Here is a 20,875-nt window from a genome sequence, read left to right on the forward strand (position 1 = left end):
TCTATATTGTGGGTCACGAATCCCTGTTGCTTGAGCCACCTGCCAGGGAGGTGAGATCTACTCGAATTCTCGTGGTATCCCTCCCGCCCCTCACCCCTATCCCCGTTCTGGTCTTGCCTGTGCGGCGTGCCGGATTCGGGGCCCGTGCAGCTGTGCGCCTGACCACCGCCAAGGTCCGGGCAGTCAGGTGGCCAGGAATTGAATGTGTCTCGGTCAGGAGAGGGAGATGGGTAAATTCTGCTTGCCCGAAGACATGTCCGCCGTGATGATCGGCGGTGCCCGACGCGCTGCCGTCACCAGCGTGCTGGTGGTGCTGACTCTGGTCGCGGTGGTCGGTGACGCCTCGGTCTCTGGGGCGAACGGGAAGCCGGCCGGTCTAACCGCCGCGCCTGCGGTGGCCCAGCGACTGGTGGCCCGGCAGGCTCCGGCCGAACTCGGCGCAGTGACCGCCATCGCCGCCGGCTACGGCCACAGCCTCGCCCTGCGCTCGGACGGCACCGTCCTCGCCTGGGGCCGCAACAGTGAAGGTCAGCTGGGTGACGGCACCCTCGACCCGAGTCTCACTCCGGTGCGGGTGTGCGCCGTAGGTCAGGTCGCCCCCTGCACCCGGTTCCTCACCGGAGTGATCGCCATCGCGGCCGGGTTCGTGCACAGCGTGGCCCTGCTCCGGGACCGCACGGTCGTCGCCTGGGGGCAGAACGTGACAGGTCAGCTTGGTGACGGCACCTCCACGGACCGCTCGGTTCCGGTGCGGGTGTGCGCGGTGGGCGAGGTCGCACCGTGTAGCCAGTTTCTCAGCGGGGTCAGGGCCATCGCCAGCGGCGACTCAGACCACAACCTCGCTCTGCTGGTCGATGGTGCTGTCGTCGCCTGGGGTTTCAACGCCTTCGGTCAGCTTGGTGACGGCGGCTACGCCGGGAGTCCGGTTCCGGTGCGGGTGTGCGCGGTGGGGGAGTCCGCCCCCTGCGGCCGGTTCCTGAGTGGGGCCAGGTCCATCGCGGTAGGTGAAGGGCACAGTCTGGCCGTCGTGGGGACCGGCCACGCCGTCGCCTGGGGCTTCAACGGCGCCGGTGAAGTCGGCGATGGCACCAGCGACAATTTCCGTCCCATCCCGGTGCGGGTGTGCGCGGTGGGGGAGACCGCCCCCTGCGACCGGTTCCTGAACGGGGTGAGTGCCCTGGCGGCTGGCGCTTTCCACAGCATGGCGTTGCTGGGCAGCGGCAGTGTCGTTTCCTGGGGCTACAACGTCGAGGGTCAGATCGGTGACGGCACCCGCGATAACCACCGACTCGTTCCGGTGCGGGTGTGCGCGGAGGGGCAGGTCGCACCCTGTGACCGGTTCCTGTACGGGGTGCGGCACATCGCCGCCAACGGTTTTCACAGCCTGGCGCAGCTGAGTAGCGGTGGCGTTTTGGCGTGGGGCTACAACGGCTATGGACAGCTCGGCGACGGTACTCGCGTGAATCGTCTGACGCCGGTGCGGGTGTGTGCGGTGGGGGAAGTCGCGCCCTGCGGTCGATTTCTGTACTTGATTCGGGCGATCGCCGCTGGAATCGATCACAATCTCGCGCTACAGCCGAACTACACCGTCGTCGACTGGGGCTTGAACAACCACGGCCAGCTGGGCGACGGCACTACCAGTGACCGTTCCGTTCCGGTGCAGGTCCTGGCACTCCAGGGCCCGGCAAAGTCGTCAGGTGATGCCGGGTAGTGCCAGCGGGCGGATGCTGTCTCGGGCGTGATGTCGGTTGGTGGCGGCGATGTTGCTGACTTCGGTCAGGCGCAGCTGGGAATGCACTGCCGTGGGCGTCGCCGACGATCAGGCTCAAGGGGCGGTCGGCGGGCGGGTTCGGTGCCGCGTGCAGCGCTCCGGTCAGAGGACGAAGGTCCCGTCGTCGTCGAAGTTCGGGTTGTCCGCCACGGGCTGGCCGTGGCGTCGTTGGGTGTTGTAGTGGTGGCGGTAGATGTTCAGCAGGTGCTATGAGCAGTCGCAGAACGCGGTCGCCTGGACGACGCCCGTGACTTTCACGGTGACCGTCGGCGTTTCCGCGACGAGTCCGACGGCCTTCGCCATGTCGTCGGACCAGACGACGAGGTCATCGGCGCCGGGCGTCGCTCGGACGGCAGAGGTCGTGAGAATCGCCTTGATCTGGAACGTGGCGTTGACGGGCGGCTTTTGGACGTAGGCCAGAGCGACCCAGTCCCCACCGGGGACCTCTTTCGTGGAATCCCACTGGACGTAGTACCGCGGTGCGTCTCCGGGGCAGCATTCGCGCGCGATCAGCACATACGAATGCAGCCCGGGCGCAGCGCGCGTCCTGCCGCGCACCTCGACGGCGCAGGCGTCTTTCACACACTTCACGGTTGCGCCATCTGTTGACGTTGGCGTGAGGATCATGAGAGGCGGTGGAGGGCTGGGCGACGGTGCCGGGGGTGACGTCGAGGGCGCGGACGCCGGGGGGCGGTCGGACCCGGCAGGCCTGTCCGACAGGACATTCGGCAGGCCGACGGCGAGCGCCACGATCACCCCGGCAGCGGTAGAGACTCCGACAACGGCTTCCCACAGCCGCGACGGAGAGCGGGGTTGCCGCCCTTCGTCACCTCCTGTGGCCGGGGGTGAGGCATCTTTGTCGGCGACGTCGTCCGAGCTGCCAGGTGGAGTACCTTTCTGGATCTCTTCCTCGTTCACCTCGTATCCCCCATAACCATCTCAGTGGTCGTCGCCGGAACATCGTGAATTCCACTATCGGCGACGGGGTCAATTGTTGGCCGTCGAAACAGGGCAGGGTTCGTCGCTGAAGCCGGCCGGGTGCGAATGGCCCGGTGGCATATCGTGATCATCTGAGTGTCCGGGGCGGATAGTCGCCGGTGAACAGCCGGACTACGAAGGACCCGGTGAGACTGTGCCGGCGCGATGGAGGTTCATCGGGGCGCCGACCCCGAGTCGGCTGGGTGACCGCTGCGGGCGTATGCGGCGGTCACCAGGGCGCCGCCGATGAGGGCGGCCGAGCTGAGCGCGAGTGACCAGTGCAGGCCGATGGCGGCGCCGGCCAGGCCGACGGTGAACCCGCTGCCGATCCGCAGGCCACCGGCGGAGGTGCTGTAGAGGCCCAGGGCCAGGCCGCGGTGGTCCGGGGGAGCGTGCAACTGCACGACGGTCTGCGATATCGACATGGCGGTGAGGTTTGCCAGCCCGCTGACCGCCAGGGCGGCGACGGCCACGACCAGGCTGTTCGTCAGGGCGAACAGCAGTGTGCACAGACCGACGGCGATCGTGGCGGCGACGGCCGCGCGTACGGTGGGCCGTACCCAGCCGGTCGCCTCGAACAGCAGGCCGCCGAGCACCGCACCCGCCGCGGTGGCGAACAGCAGCACACCGTAGGCGGCGCCGCTGTGACCGGCGCCGAGATCCTCGGCGAACTCCGGCATCGTCGACTGCAGGGATGCGCCGACGAAGAACGAGCCGAGGCCGGCTATGACGATCATCGCGGTGACAGTGCGGCTGAACCGTATACCGCGGACAGCCAGGATGGTGGAGAGGGGACTGGTCCGGGTGGTGGGTGGCTGGGCGGCGCGGCGGTGTCCGGTGAAGCGGGTCCGGGCGAGGAAGAGGGTGAGCGGCAGGTAGAACGCGACGTTGAGCAGGATGCCGGTGCTGGGCCCGAGCAGCAGCAGTACCGAGCCCACCACCGGTCCGCAGAGCTGTCCGAGGCTGCGGAAGGTGGCATTGAGGCGTACCGCGCTGGGCAGTTCACCGGGTCGGCTGAAGTCGTACAGCAGCAGTTGTTCGGCGGGTCCCCACAGCGCGCCGGCGCAGCCGTGCAGCACGAGCAGCACGGCTGCGTGCCAGATCTGCAGGGTGCCGGTGAGGAAGAGCAGTCCCCAGGCCAGGGATACGGCCATGAACAGGCCTTGTGCGGCCTGCACGACGCGGCGGCAGTCGTATCGGTCGGCGAGGGTGCCGGCGGCAACCGACAGCAGGAGGAACGGCAGCCAGTGGCTGATCACCTGGAATCCGGCGAGGGCCGGGGAGTGGAAGGTGCGCCAGAGCACCCAGTAGGTGATGACGTGCTCGATGTTGTCGGCCATCATGGCCAGGCCCGTCCCGATGAGATAGGGACGGCAGTCGGGGTTGCGTAAAGCGGCGAACCGCACGCCCGCGCTCGGGGCGATGAGGTCAGTCATCGTGCTTCGCGTTCCAGTACCCCTTGATGAAGATGTCGTGCGCGGCGATGCCCAGCCGGGGCAGGCGGGCGCGCAGGGCGGTGACGGCGCGACTCTCACCGAGCAGGTAGGCCCGGCCGTGGCCGGCGGGCGGATCAAGCTCGTCGAGGTACGCGGCGAGCGGGTGTGGTGAGCCGGGCGGGCTGCCGTCGCGGCGGACCCAGATCAGGTGGGTCGCCTGGACGGGTACGCGGTCCTGCTCGTCGCCGATCTCGGCCAGCAGGTAGCTGACCGGACCGGGATCGAGCGCCTCGGTGATGACGCACAGGGCCGGCAGCGCACTCTCGTCGCCGACCAACAGGTACCAGTCGGCGGGCCGGAGTTCCATTTTGCCGCGCGGTCCGACGAAGCGGACGGTCTCCCCGGGTCGGGTGGTCGCCGCCCAGTGTGCGCCGGGCCCGTGGCCCTCGTGCAGCAGCACATCGAGGTCGATCTCGCCGGTTTCCGGTCGGGCGTGCCGGATCGTGTAGTGGCGTTTCACCTCGCGGTCGCTGCCCGGGAGCAGTATTTCCAGGTCGGCAGCGACGCGGGGTGGGGCCGTGGTCAGCGACTCGCCGGTCAGCGTGATGCGGACCGTTCGTGGCGTCAGCATGCGACGCGCCGTGACGACAGCGGTGTGGACGGTTCGCACAGGCGCACTCCTCGTCATTTCGAGGCACGATGCCTCGGAATGGAGACCCTAGCAGATACGAGGCATCGTGTATCGGTATGGTGGGGTCATGAGTACGACCGCTCCACCCGGACGGCCACGCAGCGAACGCGCCCGCCGGGCCGTCCTGCACGCCGTAGACGACATGCTGGTCGACATCGGGTACGCGGCCATGACCATCAAAGGCATCGCCGAACGCGCCGGAGTTGGCCGACAGACCGTCTACCGGTGGTGGTCGACCAAGGCCGAGATCCTGCTGGAGGCCAGCGTCATCGACGCGGCCGAGGCGCTGGAAACGCCCGCCCAGGACGACCCGGTGGCCGACCTCACGACATATCTGCAGGCGCTTGTCGATTTCCTCACCACGTCACCGGCGGGCATGGCCTACCGCGCTCTTCTCGGCGAGGCGCAGCACGACCCCGCCGTGCAGGTCCTGGTCGGCGACGCCGACCTGCTGGCCGCCAGTACGGCTGCGGTCCTCGATCGGGTCCGGGCCTCGGCTCCGGCCATGCCCCAGGTCGGTCTGGCCGCCGCCCAGCTGGCCGGTCCGGTGGTGACCACCGTGTTGACCGCCCGTCCGCCATGGACCGCCGATCAGCTGCGCCTGCACGCCGCCACCCTGATCAAGGGCTGGCAGTGACGCCATCCTGACGAGAGGGGGCGTGACGCCCCTCGGTCGTCAGCCTCCCTGATGGGTGGTGAGAGGGGCTGTGCCGCGTGGGCGCACAGCAGGACTTCCGCTTACCGGGGTCAGGCCTGCGGCGCTGTGCGCGGTGAGATCGCGTCCCGCACGCATGCGGCCAGGAGTCTGCGGCGCCGCTCGTGGTCCGCTTCGGGTTCGTCGGCGCTCGCGGCGTAGACGATGCTGGCCGCCGACCAGGAGAACGCCATGCTGAGGACCAGGGTGAACAGGTCGAAGGGGTCGCCCGCGCGCACTCGGCCGGCGGCCTGGGCCCGGGCGATCTGCGTGAGCTTCGGCTCGTGGTCGGTGGCCCGGCCCAGGCTGCCGGTGGGCTGCCGTTCCAGGCGTAGCCAGGTCAGCAGCCGGACCAGCTGAGGGTCGCGCAGGTTTTCGTCGTACATCGCCACCGCTGATCCGGGCAGGTCGTCCGCGTCGAACGGGACCACGCTCATGAGTTGGTCCGCCCGGTCGGCGATGACGGCGTCGAACAGGCCGTCCTTGTTGCCGAAGTAGCCGTACACCTGGGCCTTGTTCGTGCGCGCCGCTGCGGTGATGCGGTCGATCCGGGCCCCGGCGATGCCCCGTTCGGCGAACTCGACGGCGGCGGCGTCCAGGATGCGGCGACTGGTAGCTGCGCCTTTGGCGGTCACGGGGCCTGACGACATGCGACCGACTCTAACAAACCGACGGTTCGGTTGCTTCCGGTGTGGCGACCGGCTAGGTTCAAAAAAACCGAACGGTTTGTTTGGAAGGAGCATCCATGAGGACGACCATCGGATGGCAGAGCGTGGACGGCACTGTCGCCCTGCAGCGGGCGGCGTTCGAGCGGCGGGACCTACGCAGCGACGACATCGGGGTCCGCGTCGACTACTGCGGCGTCTGCCACAGCGACCTGCACCTGCTCAACGGCATGATGCCGCACTACAAGAACGCCGTAGGCGTCGTGCCCGGCCACGAGTTCACCGGCACGGTCACCGCCGTCGGGGCGGCGGTGACCCGCTTCGCTCCCGGCGACCAGGTCGCCGTCGGCACCCTCGTCGACTCGTGCGGCGCCTGCCCCATGTGCCAGGTCGGCCAGGAGAACTTCTGCCTCGAACGCCCGACCAGCACGTACGGCAGCCCCGACCGGCTCGACGGCACCATTACCAAGGGGGCATACAGCCGCGAGTACGTGCTGCGGGACAAATTCGCCTACCGGCTGCCCGCCGGCCTCGACCCGGCCGCAGCGGCACCGCTGATGTGCGCCGGCATCACCATGTGGGAACCGCTGCGCGAGGCGGGAATCGGCCCCGGCAGCCGGGTGGCGGTCGCCGGACTCGGAGGCCTCGGCCACCTGGGGGTCAAGCTCGCCGCCGCCCTCGGCGCCGAGGTGACCGTACTGAGCCGTACCGCCGGCAAGGCCGACGACGCCCGCAAACTCGGCGCTGTCGAGCTGCTCGTCACGACAGACGACACCCAGCTCGCGCGGGGCGCCAGCCGCTTCGACCTCATCCTGGACACCATCTCCGGCCCGCACGACCTGTCGCCGTTGCTGCGGCTGCTGACTCTCGAGGGCACCCTCAGCGTGCTCGGCTTCCCCATGCAGACACCGGTGAACCTCATGGAACTGAGCTTCGGCCGTAGGAAGCTCAGCTCGTCGGGCACCGGCGGCACCAGGCACACGACCGAACTGCTGTCCTTCGCCGCCGAGCACGGCATCACCGCCGACATCGAGCTGCTGCCCTCCGCCCAGATCCAGCACGCCCTCGACCGTCTCGAACGCGGCGACGTCCGCTACCGCTTCGTACTGGACCTCGCCGACCTCGACTGAGCACCGCGGCCACCGGTGTTGCGGGCGGAGGTGATGCGCCCGGTCTGCTCCGGCGGACCTCTGTAGGGCTGTCGGGAGACCCGGAGCGGCCACGGCGGGACCTGAGCTCAGCGGCGAAGCCGGCACCCTGGAGATCAGCGATCCCGAGGTGCCGGCTTCGCCGTTCGACCACGCCTGGTGACAGCTGTCGGCCAAGGGGTCGATGTCGAACCCTCGTCCCCGGAGGCTTCCTCGTAGTCACGGGTCCGACGCACTGCGACATCGACGACGAGTAGGAAACGTGACCGGACCCGGATCGGGAACACCTGACGGAACTCCACCAGCCGCCACGGCTGAACTGGGGCGTCGTACTGGGCAACGGCGGTGGTGGACACCGGCCCACCCGGAGCGGCGGACGCGAGACGGAGGCGCTCTGCCGGTGGGGTTTGGCAGGCAACACCTTGACGATGAGCGCGGCTTCCTCCGGCACGTCAAACGCTGGGCTCGACCGGTCCACGCTCGCTGCCCGACTCGAGAGGCACGCTGATGAGTTGAAGGAGGACCTCCGCGCTCGCGTACCTGCGTGCGGTGTGACCACCGTATGTCCGGCCTGCCGACGACTACCCCAGCGGGTTGTGTGAGTCGACGGCCCGGCCGAAGTGCTGCGTCTTGACGCTTCTCCACGAGGGCATGCAGACCGGCGAGGACCGATCCGTGGGGAGGTCGGGAGCAGTTCCGAGTCGTGGTCGGCTGCTGTCCTACCGGGAGCTTCGTCCTGTCCGGAGCACTCTTACGCCCCGTCCTACCTGCTCAGGCCCCCTTGATCACGATGATCATGATGCCCTGTCCAACTGGTGCCGTGTGCCGTCCGTGGTCACCCTGTTTCAGAGCTCGACCATGGCCAGCGTCCACTGGCCGTGATCGTCTTCCCAGAGGGTGACGATCTCGCCGACCGGGACCGAGTTGTACTCGTGCCGCTCATCCTCCTCGTAGAAATCGCCACCCTCCATGATTGCCGCGACTATGCGCAGGGCGTCTTCGCGAGTGCCGTCGGTGGCTGCCCGGATGCGGGAGACCCGCCACGTGACACCGCTGAGGTCGCGGCCGATGAGCGCACTACCGGGTACGAGATTCTCGTCGTCATCATCGATCTGGAAGAGAGTGCCGGGACCGTCGACCAGTAGCGTGTCGGTGTCGCCGATCATCAGGCTTTCGTCGATGACCTGCTGTTCGCCGCGGAGCACCGCCGGGTCGAGCCAGGCAGGCCGCCGGTCGAGTCCGACCGCCCCGATGAAGTCTCCCCAAGCGTAGAGCGCATACATGCACGCATGTTATACAGCGGCAAGACCCATGCTTGTTCGGAGGAGCGGATGACAGCGGGTATGCCCCGCTTCTACTCAAGCGGCCGTGCTGCCGTACTGCTTCTCAGCCGAGGTGCGGGCGGAGCTTGAACGGCTGGTCGACGACCGTTCGGTGCGGGTCCGGCTGGCGATGGCAACGTCCGAGGTCGTTCCGCCGCACATCAGCAGGCCCTCGGTGCTGATCCGACGACGCGGTGGCCAGTGCGGCCCGTGAATTCGGTCCGGCATCCGGCAGGTCCTCGGTGGTTCGGGCACCCCGTGTCGGTCACCGGCGATCCGCGATCGGCCCAGGTCGATCCGGTGGTGCCCCGTGTGCTGAGGCCGGCAGCGGGCAGGCAATCTCTGCGGCGGTGTGCCGTGGGCGGGGTGGCGGGTGGGTGGCCTGGATCGCTAGTGTCCTAAATGGACAACGCCTCGGTGGTCCGGGCATGACTGAGCGTCGAGAATGCCGTCGTCCACACGAAAACTCGGACGATCCGCAGGATCGGCCACCGCCAACGGACCGTTGAGAGTCTTCGGCCCGCGAGGCTCGATCGAACCCCTGGAGGGCCTGAGGCATGGATCCGCAGCCGCGTCCGATTCCGCCGACCGCCCAGATCCTCCCGCCGGCCTATGGCTTCCCACCGGCCTACGAGGTCCCGTCGAGTGCGCAGCTGGCGCCAGTGGTATCGGGGAAACAAGCGGCGCCGGCTGCCGGTGGGCCGATGGCACGGGACGGGGCCGGTTCGACAGCAGCCCGGATGGCGGGGGCTGCCGGGCATGCCGTCGGGGTCGCGGGGTACCAGACGCTGCGCGCCGCCAAAGCGGCCGGCACCGGGATCGGCCGGTATTTTATCGGTGTCGGGTACTTCTTCCGCGGCGGCAGGCTGTTCGTCACCACTCCCGGCCTCTGGACGTTCGTGCTGCTTCCCCTCGCGCTAACCGGTTTGGCGCTGCTGGGCTTGCAGGAAGCCGTCGGGCTGCTGGTCGATCGGCTCACCGGTTTACTGCTCGGGATCACGTCCGGCTGGCCCGAGGTCGTGCGATGGATCGTCGACAAGGTGCTGTGGGTTGCGGTCAGCCTGTTCTTCCATGGCGCGATGACCGCGCTCACCGTGCCGCTGACCATGCTGTTCGGGGCGGCGTTCTTCCCGGCCCTGACCCGCGACGTGATCCGGCGCACCGGCGGGACGAGCCGGGGAGCGCCGCCCTGGTACCGCTCGGCGGCGGTCTGCCTGCGTCAGACGTTCATCGTCACCCTGGTTCTGCACGTGGGCTGGCTGATCATTCTGCCGCTGCTGTGGATCCCCGGCGTGAACCTCGTCGCGGCCTTCGGAGGCGGTCTGCTGTTCAATGGCTTTCTGATCGGCTCGCTGGTGCTCGCCGTGCCGCTGCACCACCATGGCATGAGAGGCGTCGGCGAGCAGATGCGCTTCGCTTGGCGGAACCTCGGCTTCACGCTCGGCTTCGGCATGACCAGCATCTGCTTCCTGATTCTGCCGGTGTTGTCGCTGCGGATGCTCACGCTGCTGCCGATCAGCCCGGTGTTCGCGGTGCCGGGCGTCGCCCTGTACCTGCTGACCGCACCCTCCACCCTGGTCGGGGCGGTCCTGCTACACCAACGGATCGAGTCGGCCGGCAACGCCGGAGCGGCCCGCGATGTCGGCTCCGCCGGGAGTGTTTGGGCATCCGGGAATGGTTGGTCGACCGAGCCCAGCGCATTGCCGGCCGCCAATCCCGCGTCCCAGCCTTAGTACCTCTTCGGGGAAATCACCTGATGGTCCATTGAGTCAGTGGGTGCTCGGGAGCCGTCGGACCAGTGCGCGCCGCGTGGACCTGGGCACGCCTCGGTGCGCCTAGCGCTCCGTCCGGCGGCCGTTGCCGCTGCCGGGTGATTTCGACGTATCAAAGGGCCGCCTGGTGACTCGTCACAGATCGATGCGGCGGGCTGAGCGATATCGGGTATGGCCCGCCCGAGAAGACCCGACGTCCTGCACACAACGCCGATCGACGCCCGCCCCACTCGGTCGACGCCGCCCGGATCGGTCAGTGTCCGCCGCGGATCAGGTCGAGGGGGGCGGTGCGGATGCCGAAGTGCTGCCGTAGGGCGCGGCCGGCGGCGTGCAGTCCGGACATGCCGTGCACGGCCGGGCCGGGTGGGGTGGAGGCCGAGCAGAGGTACACGCCGGGCAGCGGGGTCCGGTACGGGTCCCAGCGGGCCGCCGGCCGCATCACCAGCTGCCACCCGGTGACCGCCCCGCCGGAGATGTCCCCGCCGACGTAGTTCGGGTTGTGCATGCTGGCTTGCGCCGCTGGCACCACGTGGGTGGCCAGGATCAGGTCGCGGAAGCCGGGCGCGAAGCGTTCCACCTGGGCGACGATCTGGTCGCTGACGTCGCGCGGGGAGCCGTTCGGCACGTGCGCGTACGTCCAGAGCACCTGCTTGCCGGCGGGTGCGCGGGTCGGGTCGACCACGCCGGGCTGCACCGCGAGCACGTAGGGGCGTTGCGGGTGCCGGCCGCGTACCACCGCGGTTTCGGCGATCCGGGCTTCGGTGGCCGAGCCGACCAGGTGCAGGGTGCCGGCGCGGGCGCAGTCCGGATCCGCCCACGGCACCGGCCCGGAGAGCGCGAAGTCGACCTTGCACGCGGCCCCGCCGTACCGGAAGGCACGCAGACTGCGCACGTAGCCGGCGGGGAGCCGGTCGCCGGCGATGCGCAGCAGGCCGGCGGGGGAGACGTCGAGCAGGACCGTGCGGGCGGGCGGCAGGTGGGCCAGGTCGTCGATCCGGTCGCCGGTGACCACCCGGCCGCCGAGTTGCCGTAGCCGGTTCACCATCGCGTCGGTGATCGCCCGGCTGCCCCCCTCGGGGACCGGCCAGCCGACCGCGTGGCCGAGGGTGGCCAGCAGCAGGCCGGCCCCGGCCGGGGCGAGCCGGCGCGGTGGGGCGATCGCGTGCGCCGCCACCCCGGCCAGCAGCGCGGCGGCTTCCTCGGTGCGGAACCGGGCCGCCGCGGCCGGGGTGCCCTGTTCCAGGGTGCGGATTCCGAGCAGCAGTGCGGCGAGCGGGTCGCGGGGCATCCGGCGCAGGTCGGACATGGCCGTGTCGACCACTCCCGACCAGCGTCGGACCAGCGGCCCGAGCAGGGACCGCCAGGCCGCCCCGTCGGGACCCAGCCCTTCGGCGGTACGGTCCAGGTCCCGCCAGGCCAGCGCCGCCCGCCCCCCGTCGAGCGGGTGGGCGTACGGGATCTCCGGCTGCAACAGCCGTACGCCGTGCGCGGCCAGGTCGAAGGCGCGGAAGAAGGGCGAGGCGAGGGCCATCGGGTGCACCGCCGAGCAGACGTCGTGCCGGAACCCGGGCAGGGTCAGCTCCTCGGTCCGGGTGCCACCGCCGATGGTCCCGGCGGCTTCGTGCACCTGGACGCTCAGCCCTGCCGAGGCGAGCACCAGCGCGGCGGCCAGCCCGTTCGGGCCGGAGCCGACCACCACCGCGTCCAACCCGCCGGCTGCCGCCTGCGCTCCCATGGTGTGCCCTCCCGCCTCAGACCAACGCCTGTTCCGCAGCCAGACTGGCGTAGAGCGCATCGGTGCGGACCAGCTCCGGGTGTGAACCCACGGAACGGGCCGTGCCATTCTCCAGCACGACGATCTTCTCGGCGGCGAGGACCGTGGAGAGCCGGTGCGCGACCACGACCACGGTGGTCCGGCGGGAGATCTCCTGGATCACCTCGCGTAGGGCGGCTTCGTTGGTGGCGTCCAGTTGCGAGGTCACCTCGTCGAGCAGCAGCAGCCGGGGACGGCGCAGCAGGGCGCGGGCCACCGCGATCCGTTGCCGCTCGCCGCCGGACAGGGACAGCCCCCGGTGCCGGATCGGGGCGTCCAGGTCACCGCCGAGCCGGTCCAGCAGGGTGCTGAGCCGGGTGGTCCGCAGCACCGCGTGGATCTCCTCGTCGGTGGCGCCGGGGGTGGCGTACGCGACGTTCTCCCGCAGTGTCCCGGCGAGCACCGCGACGTCCTGCTCGACGTACCCGATGGTGGCGCGCAGCTCGGCCAGCGGCCAGTCGGCCAGCGGCCGGCCGTCGACGAGGATCCGGCCCTGTTGCGGCTCGGTGAAGCGTTCGATCAGGGCGAGCACCGTGGTCTTGCCGGAGCCGGAGGGCCCGACCAGGGCGGTCAGCCCGCCCGCCGGCACGGTCAGGGTGAGGTCGCGCAGGGCCGGTTCGTCCCGGTCCGGGTACCGGAAGCAGACCTGTTCGAACACCACCTCAGCCGGCCCGCGGGTCGACCCCGCCCCGGTCGAGGTGGTCGGCCCGCCGGCTCCCGCCGGCACACCGGTTGCGGTGGTCGCCGGGGTGGCGGCGCTGACCGGCGGCGCGGGGGGCAGGTCGATCGGTTCGGTGGGCAGTGCGTCGATCTCGGCGATCCGGGTCAGCGCCGCCCGCCCGATCTGCAGGTAGGTGCCGGCGCCGACGAGCTGCATCACCGGGTGGCTCAGGTAGGCCACATAGAGCAGGAAGGCCACCAGCGCCGAGACGGGCATCGCGCCGCTGGCCACCCGTGCGCCGCCGACCCCGAGCACGACCAGGAAGGCGACCTGGATGGCCAGGCCGGCGCTGGTGCCGGCGACCGAGCCCCAGCGGGCCAGGCTCACCCCCTGCCGGTACGCGGTCAGCGCCGCCGCGTCGATCCGGGCCGCCTCGGTGGCCTCGGTGCCGGAGGCCTTCATGGTGGTGAACGCGCCCAGGGCCCGTTCCAGGGCGGCGCCCATGTCGCCCACCGACTCCTGGGAGCGCAGCGCGGCGGCGCGGATCCGGGGCATCAACAACCCCATGATGATCACCAGGAGCACCACCACGACGGCGGTCACCCCGAGCAGGGCCAGGTCGACCACCGCCATCAGTGCTACCGCGCCGAGCAGCATGACGCCGCCGGTGAAGATGTCGATCAGGGACTGGCTGGCGATCTGCCGCAGCAGCATGGTGTCCCCGGCGACCCGGGCCAGCAGGTCACCGGGGGCCTGCCGCTGCAACGCCGGCACGGTGAGCCGCAGCAGGTGCCGGACCAGGCCGCGCCGCCCGTCCAGGGCGACCGCCTCGGCGGTGCGCAGGATCAGGTAGTTGCCGATCCCGAGCAGTACGGCGGCGATGATCACCAGCCCGGTCAGCACGACCAGCGCCCGACCCACCCCCTGGCCGGCGGTGAGGCCGTCGATCAGGGCCTTGGCGGCCAGCGGCTGGGCCAGTCCGAGCAGGCTGGAGGCGAGCAGCAGCACGGCGGCGGCCACGAATGGCCCCCGGTGTGGCCGGACGTAGCCGGCGATCATGCGTAGCCAGTGCCGCTCGCCGGCGGCCGGGGTGCTCACCGGTCACCCGGGGCGCGGTAGACGGTGACGTACATCGGTTCCGTGCCGGTGAACTCGTTGCCCGCCCAGTCGCTGTGCCGGGCCAGCGGGACCAGTCCGGCCTGTTCGGCGTACCCGTCGACCTCGTCGGGGGTGGTGAGTCGGCTCAGCTCCGAGGCGAGCCGGGACCGGCCCTCGGAGATCCAGATGTGCGCCAGGTGCCAGATCCCGTTCGCCACGTCGATGGTCGAGTACGACAGCAGCCCGGTGTCCTGGCCGGGGTAGGGCACGAAGAAGGAGTCCCGGGCCCGGCCCTGGTTGAGTACGGCCAGCGCGAACTGCGGGTTGTGGGTCTCCACCACGAGGAGCCCGCCGGGGGCCAGCCGGGCGGCGGCGGCCTGCACGACCCGTTGCTGTTCCTGCGGGTCCAGCAGCATCGACAGGGTGCCGCAGATGCAGTAGACCAGCCCGTACCGGCGGTCGTCGGACCAGTCGCGGATGTCGCCGTGCACGGGCGTGACCGGGCGGGGTCGCTCGGCGAGGGTGGCCCGCAGCGCGTCGAGCATCTCCGGCGACGAGTCCACCCCGACGATCTCGCCGACCCGGTCGGCCAGCGGCAGGGCGACCCGGCCGGTGCCGACGCCAAGCTCCAGGGTGGGTGCTCCGCCGCCCGGGTGCAGGCCGGCGAGGTACGCGACGGCCGGCTCCGCCGCCGTCCCGCCGGGGAAGAGTTGGTCGTAGAAGTCGACGAACTGGCGTCCGTAGCCGCTGTCGGCGATCTCAGTCATCTCGGGGTGCCCTCCGGCAACGGTTCGAACGGGGAGACCAGCAGGTAGTCCGGCTGGTGGGATTCGTCGTAGCCCGCGCTGCGGGCGATCACGAACTGGAATCCCCGGGGTACGTCGGCCCCGGCGTACTGCCGGCGTACGGCGTGCGCGACGAAGTCCCGCAGCACCTCGTACGGCGCGGTGGCGGTGATCTCGACGCCGGGGGTGCCCAGGTGCACGATCAGGTCGGCGCAGATGTCGAAGATCGCCTTGTCCTGCCGGCGTTCCGGGAACCAGACCACCTGCCGCCAGTGCCGGCGTGGGATGTGGGTGGTCTCCACCCAGCGGGTCTGCGTGCCGTCGGCGGTGAGCACCCGGTGCAGGACGTGGAAGTCGTGCTGTGCCGGTTCGGGGGCGAAGAAGCGCCAGTTGCCGATGAGCAACCCGGGTACGTCGTAGCGGCGGAACCGGTCGAAGACCTGTTGCGGGTGCTGGCTGAGCACGGTAACCCCGAACCAGCCGACCAGGCCGGCGGTGATCGCCGTGGTCAGTGGCCGCAGGTCGGAGCCGACCCGGCGGCTCATCGCCGGACCTCCGGCTCCGGCTCGGTGACGTCGTCGACGAACGCGGTGAGGATCGTGACGACCTCCGCGGACCGGTCGGCGTCGGTGAGGATCTCGTCGTGGTCGGCTTCGGTGATCAGGTGCCGCTGCGCCCGGGGTGCCGCGGCGGCGAACTCGTCGTGCAGGTCGGCCTGGACGGGGTCGGCACGCGCGGTCCGCCCGGCCGTCACCACCACCAGTGGTACGTCGATCCGGGGCAGCCCGGTGCTCTCGTCGGAGAAGCGTTCCTGCACCACCCGCCACTCCCGCCGTGCGGCGGCCCAGAGTTCCGGGTCGCGGTACTGGGCCAGGGCCAGCGGGCGGACGGGCTCGGGCAGCCGGTCGATCCAGGGGGCCCGGGGCAGCAGCGAACCGAATCCGGCCCGCAGCGAACCGGGCATGATGGCCAGGGTGCTGGTCAGCGCCCGGCCGCCCTCGGCCTGCCGTAGGGAACGGCGTAGTTCGGCGGGGTGGCTGGAGTCGACCAGGGCCACCCCGTGGACCTGGTCGCCGAGTTGTGCGGCGGCGAGCAGGGCCAGGTAGCCGCCGAGTGAGTGGCCGACCAGTACCACCGGGCGGTCGCCGGCGACGTGCCGGGTCAGCTCGACCAGGTCGTCGACCATGGTCTCGAACCGGTACTCTCCGGTGCCCCGGTAGCGGCTGGCGCCGTAGCCGGCCCGCTGGTAGGTGACCGTGGTGAACCGGTCACCGAGCGGACCGGCGATCCGCTCCCAGTGCTCGGCGGTGGCGGCCATCCCGCTCTCCAGCACCACCACCGGCCCGTCACCGGCGGACCCGCCGGACCGCACCCCGGCACCGGCGGACCGCGCTTCAGCCCCGCCGGGCCGTGCCCCGGCACCGGTGGTGCGGTCGGGTGGCGGGTTGCCGGCGTACCGGTAGGACAGGACGTTGCCGGCGGCGGTGGTGACGGTGCGCTCGTCGCCGCGCCCCCGCTCGATCAGCCGACGCCGCCGGACCCGGGCGACCTGGCCGGCGGCGAAGAGCACCAGACCGGCGGCCGCCGCCACGGCGGGCAGGGTGTCGTCGCGCCGGAAGCCGGCCGCGTCGCCGGTGCGTTCCCGGGGCCGGGTGGTGTAGGCGACCGCCGGATAGGTGGAGGTGAACGCCCAGAAGAATCGGCCGAGCCCCATCACCCGCGCGTTGACCAGGTGAAACGCCCCGGCGGTGGCGAGCAGGTACGGCGCGGGGCGGCCCTTCGCGGCGTAGGCCAGCGGGAACGCGCACTCCATCGCCAGCACCCCGTGGGCGGCGAGTTTCGTCAGCCGGGGGTAGCGGCGCATCAGCTGCCAGACCTGCGGGTCGCCGTAGGTGAGGGTCCGGGTGATGCCGGGCAGGGCGCGTCCGCTGCGCCAGGTCTCGCTGGGCAGCTTCGCCCAGCCGGAGACCGTGTACGACAGCACCGACTGCAGGGCGACGAACCAGAGGCAGGCGTCGACCACGGCGGGCCGGCGCTGGCCGGCGCGGGCGGCGGTGGTGAGCGCCTGGACCAGGAAGGAGACCTGGTCGGCGCCGTCGCTGCCGTACAGGTGCTGGGCGTGCAGCGCGGCCTGGCTGCCGGTGAGCACCGCGTTCGCGGCGACCCGCTGCCGGCGGCCCAGCGGCAGCCAGAGCGCGGCCGCCGCGACGGCCCGGCTGACGTGCAGCGCGGTGGCCACCCGGTCGTTGGCGGCCAGGTCCAACGCCCGGGTCAGGCGGGGGGCGTGCTCGTGGAAGGTACGCCGGTTGACCGCCCAGTTGTTCGCCCCGCCCCGCTGCCGGTCCCGGCTGCGGGTGAGGTACTCCAGGCTGGCGAAGAGGTGGGTCACCGAGCTGATCCGCTCGGTCCAGTTCAGCACGGCGGAGCGGTCGAACGTGGCGGGCGGCCGGAGCCGGCGGTGCCAGGGTGCTCTCTTCATGGGTCAGCGCTTCCTGATGGTGCGGGGAGGAGCGGGGCGGGACGGGTGGGCCGGTGGACCGCCGCGGCGGTCCACCGGCCCGGGTGCTGCTACCGCGATCGCGTCATCACTTCGGGACCGGCCTGGTCCCGCCGAGGTTGCGCCCGGCGACGTAGCCGGCGCCGAAGAGCGCCGCCACCGAGCCGACCAGGCCGACCCCGGCCGCCACGGTGACGATGGTCGCCGGAGTGGCCAGCACCGGCATCCCGCCGACCTGGTTGCATGCCTCGTCGCTGTGGATCGGGATCGCGGCGAGGGCGGGGTCCGCGTTCACCCTGTTGGCGAGAACGGACATGGATCACCTCCTGACTGGGGGTACGGGTCGGGCGACTACTTCGGTACCGGCCGGGTGCCCTCGGCCATGTTGCGGGCGATGCCCACCATGTAGCCGGCGTGGAACGCCACGGCGCCGACGGCGACGCCGAGCGCCACCGCCGTCGGGGTGGCGAGCACCGGGGTGAGTCCGGCCAGCCCGTGGGCGGTCCGGTCGGCCTCGGTGAGCTCACCGAACATCTCCAGGGAGATGTCGTTGGTGTGGTCGACAAGTGCGGTCATCTGGTTCACCTCCTCCGGAAAACTCGCAGCCAGTGTGAAAGGCGGCGCGCACGCCGTTCATCTCAGCTAAAAATCATGAATCGCTAGGATGTCCGAGGGGGTCGCCGCCGTCAACCACGGGAAACGGGGTCCACCCGATCCGACGAGGGGAGGGCACCACATGGACCACCCGAGCACGGGCACCCTCGCCGAAAAGATCAACAGACTCTTCGAGGTGGTCCGCCGCCCCGACCGGGAGCAGTACCGCAACGAGGAGGTGGCCACCGCCTGCCGCGCGGCCACCGGGGAGAGCTTCTCCACCACGTACCTGTGGCAGTTGCGCAACGGCCGGCGGACCAACCCCACCAAGCGGCACCTGGAGGCCCTCGCCCAGTTCTTCCAGGTGCCGGCGGCGTACTTCTTCGACGACGCGCAGAGCGCGCGGATCGTCGAGGAGCTGGAGCTGCTCGGCGCGCTGCGCGACAGCGCCGTCCGGCAGATCGCGCTACGTGCGGTCACCCTCTCCCCGGAGGGGCTGGACACCATCAGCGACATGATCGAAGCCATCGGGCGGCGGGAGGCACGCCGCGCCGGGCCGGCCGGCGTGGAGCTGCCCGGGCCCGGTACGGGCGGGCCGGTGCAGCGCGATGGCGGTTGATCGGGGCATGTGGCGCCGGTGTCAGCGGATCGTGGATGCGCTGTCGATCCCGACGCCGTTCGAGCCGACCCGGTTCGTCGACGCGCTGGCCCACCAGCGGGGCCGACCGGTCGAGCTGGTGCCGATGCCCGGTGGGGCCAGCCAGTGCGGTGCACTGGTCGCCACCGACCAGGCCGACTACCTCTTCTATGCCACCAGCACCACCCGGCTGCACCAGGAGCACATCCTGTTGCACGAGGTCGGACACCTGCTCTGCGGCCACGTCGACGACCGCTCGCTGGCCGCCCTGCCCGCCCTGCTGCTGCCGAACCTCTCCACCGACCTGGTCCGCCGGGTACTCGGCCGTTCCGACTACTCGGCCGCCCAGGAGCAGGAAGCCGAACTGGTCGCCTCGATGATCGCCCACCGCGCCCGCCGGAGCCCGACCAGCGGCACCGGCCCGGTCACCCCCGAGGTCGCCGACGGGCTGGCCCGACTCGGCTCGATCTTCGACACCGGCTGACCAGGGCCGGGCACCATGCTGACCTGGCTCAACTTCACCGCCCTGGCGCTCGCCGTCGTGGTCGCCGCCTACAAACTCATCCCGGTACCCGGCCGTCGGCGTGCCGCCGGCACCCGGTACCTCGCCGCCTTCTTCCTCTGCATCGGCCTCGGCCTGGCGGTGATGGCCCACCCGGTCCTGATCGCGATCAGCCACGTCGAGCCGGTGCCGAACCTCAGCCGACTGCTCGGCAACGGCCTGGAGATGCTCGCCGCGTACTTCCTCGGCGCGCTCGGCCAGAGCATCGCCCGCCCGGCCGGCACCCGGCGCTGGCTGCGCCGGCACGGTGTCCTGCTGGTCGGCGCGGTCCTGGTGATGGCGGTGCTGCTGGCGAACGCCGACACCACCTTCACCCTGAACTTCGTCAACGCCTACTCGCGGGATCCGGTCGTCGTCGGCTACCTCGTGGTCTTCTTCAGCTACATCGCGGCCTGCCTGGTCACCTTCATCACCAGCGTGGGCGGCTATCTGCGGCACGTGCCGGCCGGCGTACTGCGGACCGGGCTCAGCTTCGTGGTCACCGGCACCGCGCTGGGTATCGTCTGGGCGGCCTGGTCCGGGGTCCGGCCGGTGGTCACCCTCCTCACCGGCCGGTCCCTGGCCACCACCCTGCCGATCGGCGCCACCCTGGGCTCGGTCTGCATGCTGCTCTGGCTGATCGGGGCGACCCTGACCGCCTGGGGCGACCGGATCACCGCGCCACTGCGCTGGCTGCGGGCGCTACGCCGGCTCCGCCGCATCGACCCGCTCTGGCGGGCGCTGCGGGCCGCGCTGCCGCAGATCGCCCTCAACACCAGCGGCGGCTGGCCGTTGCCCGGCGCGGAGTTCGCGCTCTATCGACGGGTGATCGAAATCCGCGACGCACAGTTGACGCTGCGCCCCTACGCCCATCCGGACGTGCCCCGCTGGGTCGGCCCGGCGGCGGACCCGGCCACCGCGGAAGCGGCGGTGATCGCCGCCGCCCTCGTCGGTCACGCGCACGGCCGGGACTACCGCGCCGAGCACCCGTTCCAGGACGTGGACGCCTCGCTGGCCTCGGAGAGCGCCTGGCTGGCCCGGGTGGCCCGGCAGTTCGCCAGCTCGACGGAGGTGGCCCGGATCCGCCAACGCGCTGCCGCCGAAGCCACCAAACCCCAGAACGCCGACCGGGCGTAGCCCTCCCCGCAACCGGGTTTCTGCTGACCGGTGAAGTTGCGCCGTCTCTTCGCCCGCGTCAAACCCGGGCGTGCCGGCCAGAACCGACGGCCCAGTTTGCCGGAATGCCACGCCGGGATGCCAGCGTGGCCTGATCACAGGACGCATTGCCGTGACTACACGCCTTGACCTAAAGGACGTCTCGTAGCTCGTTGAAGGCGTTGTCCGGTAGCGGCGTTGGTGTCACCCGAGCAGGATGATGTTGTGCAGGTTGGGCGATGCCTGCGGCGGTGTCGGTCAATGTGTGGGCGGCACGCCGGAAGTCCCGGAGGCTGGGGATCGCCGGGGGCCACGGCGAGGCGGGTGTGGGCGTCGCTGGCGACCTGCAGGTTTGTCGAGTAGCGGTAGTTCTTGCCGGTGCCGTGACCACGAAGGTTTCAGGCGGAGCCGACAAGTTCCCACCGCAATATGGCAAACACATGGTACAGGGCAGAATGCGGATGTTCGCCGTTTCCTCTCCGATGAGATCGAGGCGGCCTGCAGTACACCGAATAAGGCAGGCTTACCTAACTAAGGCAGGCTTACCTAACTAAGGCTGGACTGCCTAACTAAGCTGGCGCGCTTCCGATGTGACGTCGGGCGGGAACGGCGATAAG

19 protein-coding genes and 1 pseudogene are annotated in these 20,875 nt (G+C 70.7%); 7 read left to right on the plus strand and 13 right to left on the minus strand.

The genetic code is table 11. From position 1 onward, the window contains the following. Nucleotides 1-226 precede the first annotated feature (226 nt). Nucleotides 227-1,711, plus strand: coding sequence for an RCC1 domain-containing protein (locus JQN83_RS10270; RefSeq protein ID WP_208566876.1), 1,485 nt, complete (start codon nucleotides 227-229; stop codon nucleotides 1,709-1,711). Between the two features lie 267 nt (nucleotides 1,712-1,978). On the opposite strand, the gene JQN83_RS10275 is transcribed toward JQN83_RS10270, so the two are convergent. The 3 genes from JQN83_RS10275 to JQN83_RS10285 form a co-directional block, all read right to left on the minus strand. Then, nucleotides 1,979-2,689, minus strand: coding sequence for a hypothetical protein (locus JQN83_RS10275; RefSeq protein ID WP_208566877.1), 711 nt, complete (start codon nucleotides 2,687-2,689; stop codon nucleotides 1,979-1,981). A gap of 233 nt (nucleotides 2,690-2,922) precedes the next feature. Further along, nucleotides 2,923-4,185 (minus strand): MFS transporter, encoded by a 1,263-nt coding sequence (locus tag JQN83_RS10280; RefSeq protein WP_208566878.1) that lies wholly within the window; start codon nucleotides 4,183-4,185, stop codon nucleotides 2,923-2,925. Then, complete coding sequence (locus JQN83_RS10285; RefSeq protein ID WP_208566879.1) at nucleotides 4,178-4,816, minus strand: siderophore-interacting protein; 639 nt, start codon at nucleotides 4,814-4,816, stop codon at nucleotides 4,178-4,180. The genes JQN83_RS10280 and JQN83_RS10285 overlap by 8 nt, the downstream gene beginning before the upstream one ends. A gap of 127 nt (nucleotides 4,817-4,943) precedes the next feature. On the opposite strand from JQN83_RS10285, the gene JQN83_RS10290 reads away from it, so the two are divergent. Further along, the gene (locus JQN83_RS10290) at nucleotides 4,944-5,513 is read left to right on the plus strand and encodes a TetR/AcrR family transcriptional regulator (RefSeq protein ID WP_208566880.1); all 570 of its coding nucleotides are present in this window, start codon (nucleotides 4,944-4,946) and stop codon (nucleotides 5,511-5,513) included. Between the two features lie 110 nt (nucleotides 5,514-5,623). Here JQN83_RS10290 and JQN83_RS10295 read toward each other — a convergent pair whose 3' ends face one another. After that, nucleotides 5,624-6,220, minus strand: coding sequence for a TetR/AcrR family transcriptional regulator (locus JQN83_RS10295; protein WP_208566881.1), 597 nt, complete (start codon nucleotides 6,218-6,220; stop codon nucleotides 5,624-5,626). A gap of 95 nt (nucleotides 6,221-6,315) precedes the next feature. Between JQN83_RS10295 and JQN83_RS10300 the strand changes: the two genes are divergently transcribed. Further along, nucleotides 6,316-7,365 (plus strand): NAD(P)-dependent alcohol dehydrogenase, encoded by a 1,050-nt coding sequence (locus JQN83_RS10300; RefSeq protein WP_208566882.1) that lies wholly within the window; start codon nucleotides 6,316-6,318, stop codon nucleotides 7,363-7,365. Between the two features lie 863 nt (nucleotides 7,366-8,228). Here JQN83_RS10300 and JQN83_RS10305 read toward each other — a convergent pair. Then, nucleotides 8,229-8,666, minus strand: coding sequence for a hypothetical protein (locus JQN83_RS10305; RefSeq protein WP_208566883.1), 438 nt, complete (start codon nucleotides 8,664-8,666; stop codon nucleotides 8,229-8,231). 596 nt (nucleotides 8,667-9,262) lie between these two features. On the opposite strand from JQN83_RS10305, the gene JQN83_RS10310 reads away from it, so the two are divergent. Then, nucleotides 9,263-10,438, plus strand: coding sequence for an EI24 domain-containing protein (locus tag JQN83_RS10310; protein WP_208566884.1), 1,176 nt, complete (start codon nucleotides 9,263-9,265; stop codon nucleotides 10,436-10,438). 292 nt (nucleotides 10,439-10,730) lie between these two features. On the opposite strand, the gene JQN83_RS10315 is transcribed toward JQN83_RS10310, so the two are convergent. From JQN83_RS10315 to JQN83_RS10345, 7 genes are all read right to left on the minus strand, one after another. After that, nucleotides 10,731-12,212, minus strand: coding sequence for a phytoene desaturase family protein (locus tag JQN83_RS10315; RefSeq protein WP_244252182.1), 1,482 nt, complete (start codon nucleotides 12,210-12,212; stop codon nucleotides 10,731-10,733). Nucleotides 12,213-12,228: 16 nt separating this feature from the next. After that, a complete protein-coding gene (locus JQN83_RS10320; protein ID WP_208566885.1) occupies nucleotides 12,229-14,049 on the minus strand; it encodes an ABC transporter ATP-binding protein in 1,821 nt (606 codons plus the stop codon). Beyond that, entirely contained in the window at nucleotides 14,046-14,816 is a 771-nt protein-coding gene (locus JQN83_RS10325) for a class I SAM-dependent methyltransferase (protein ID WP_208566886.1), read from the minus strand. The genes JQN83_RS10320 and JQN83_RS10325 overlap by 4 nt, the downstream gene beginning before the upstream one ends. Beyond that, entirely contained in the window at nucleotides 14,813-15,379 is a 567-nt protein-coding gene (locus JQN83_RS10330) for a DUF5819 family protein (protein ID WP_208566887.1), read from the minus strand. Before JQN83_RS10330 ends, JQN83_RS10325 begins: the two co-directional genes overlap by 4 nt. Then, nucleotides 15,376-17,313 (minus strand): alpha/beta fold hydrolase, encoded by a 1,938-nt coding sequence (locus tag JQN83_RS10335; protein WP_208566888.1) that lies wholly within the window; start codon nucleotides 17,311-17,313, stop codon nucleotides 15,376-15,378. The genes JQN83_RS10330 and JQN83_RS10335 overlap by 4 nt, the downstream gene beginning before the upstream one ends. Nucleotides 17,314-17,419: 106 nt before the next feature. Continuing rightward, on the minus strand, nucleotides 17,420-17,647 hold the full coding sequence (locus JQN83_RS10340; RefSeq protein WP_208566889.1) for a hypothetical protein: 228 nt from the start codon (nucleotides 17,645-17,647) through the stop codon (nucleotides 17,420-17,422). Between the two features lie 35 nt (nucleotides 17,648-17,682). Continuing rightward, nucleotides 17,683-17,907, minus strand: coding sequence for a hypothetical protein (locus JQN83_RS10345; RefSeq protein ID WP_208566890.1), 225 nt, complete (start codon nucleotides 17,905-17,907; stop codon nucleotides 17,683-17,685). A gap of 160 nt (nucleotides 17,908-18,067) precedes the next feature. Between JQN83_RS10345 and JQN83_RS10350 the strand changes: the two genes are divergently transcribed. Genes JQN83_RS10350 through JQN83_RS10360 form a run of 3 tightly spaced genes read left to right on the plus strand, consistent with a single transcriptional unit; the run spans nucleotide 18,068 to nucleotide 20,240 of the window. After that, nucleotides 18,068-18,544: a helix-turn-helix domain-containing protein gene (locus JQN83_RS10350; protein WP_208566891.1), complete on the plus strand. Its 477-nt coding sequence runs from the start codon at nucleotides 18,068-18,070 to the stop codon at nucleotides 18,542-18,544. Beyond that, entirely contained in the window at nucleotides 18,534-19,046 is a 513-nt protein-coding gene (locus JQN83_RS10355) for a hypothetical protein (protein WP_208566892.1), read from the plus strand. The genes JQN83_RS10350 and JQN83_RS10355 overlap by 11 nt, the downstream gene beginning before the upstream one ends. 15 nt (nucleotides 19,047-19,061) lie before the next feature. Beyond that, nucleotides 19,062-20,240, plus strand: a complete 1,179-nt coding sequence (locus tag JQN83_RS10360; protein WP_208566893.1) for an MAB_1171c family putative transporter — start codon at nucleotides 19,062-19,064, stop codon at nucleotides 20,238-20,240. 307 nt (nucleotides 20,241-20,547) lie between these two features. Here JQN83_RS10360 and JQN83_RS10365 read toward each other — a convergent pair. Continuing rightward, nucleotides 20,548-20,632 (minus strand): annotated as a pseudogene (locus tag JQN83_RS10365) (IS5/IS1182 family transposase); the annotation flags it as partial. Nucleotides 20,633-20,875: the final 243 nt, after the last annotated feature.

Source organism: Micromonospora antibiotica (assembly GCF_017599305.1).
In the GTDB taxonomy this organism is placed as follows: Bacteria; Actinomycetota; Actinomycetes; order Mycobacteriales; family Micromonosporaceae; genus Micromonospora; species Micromonospora antibiotica.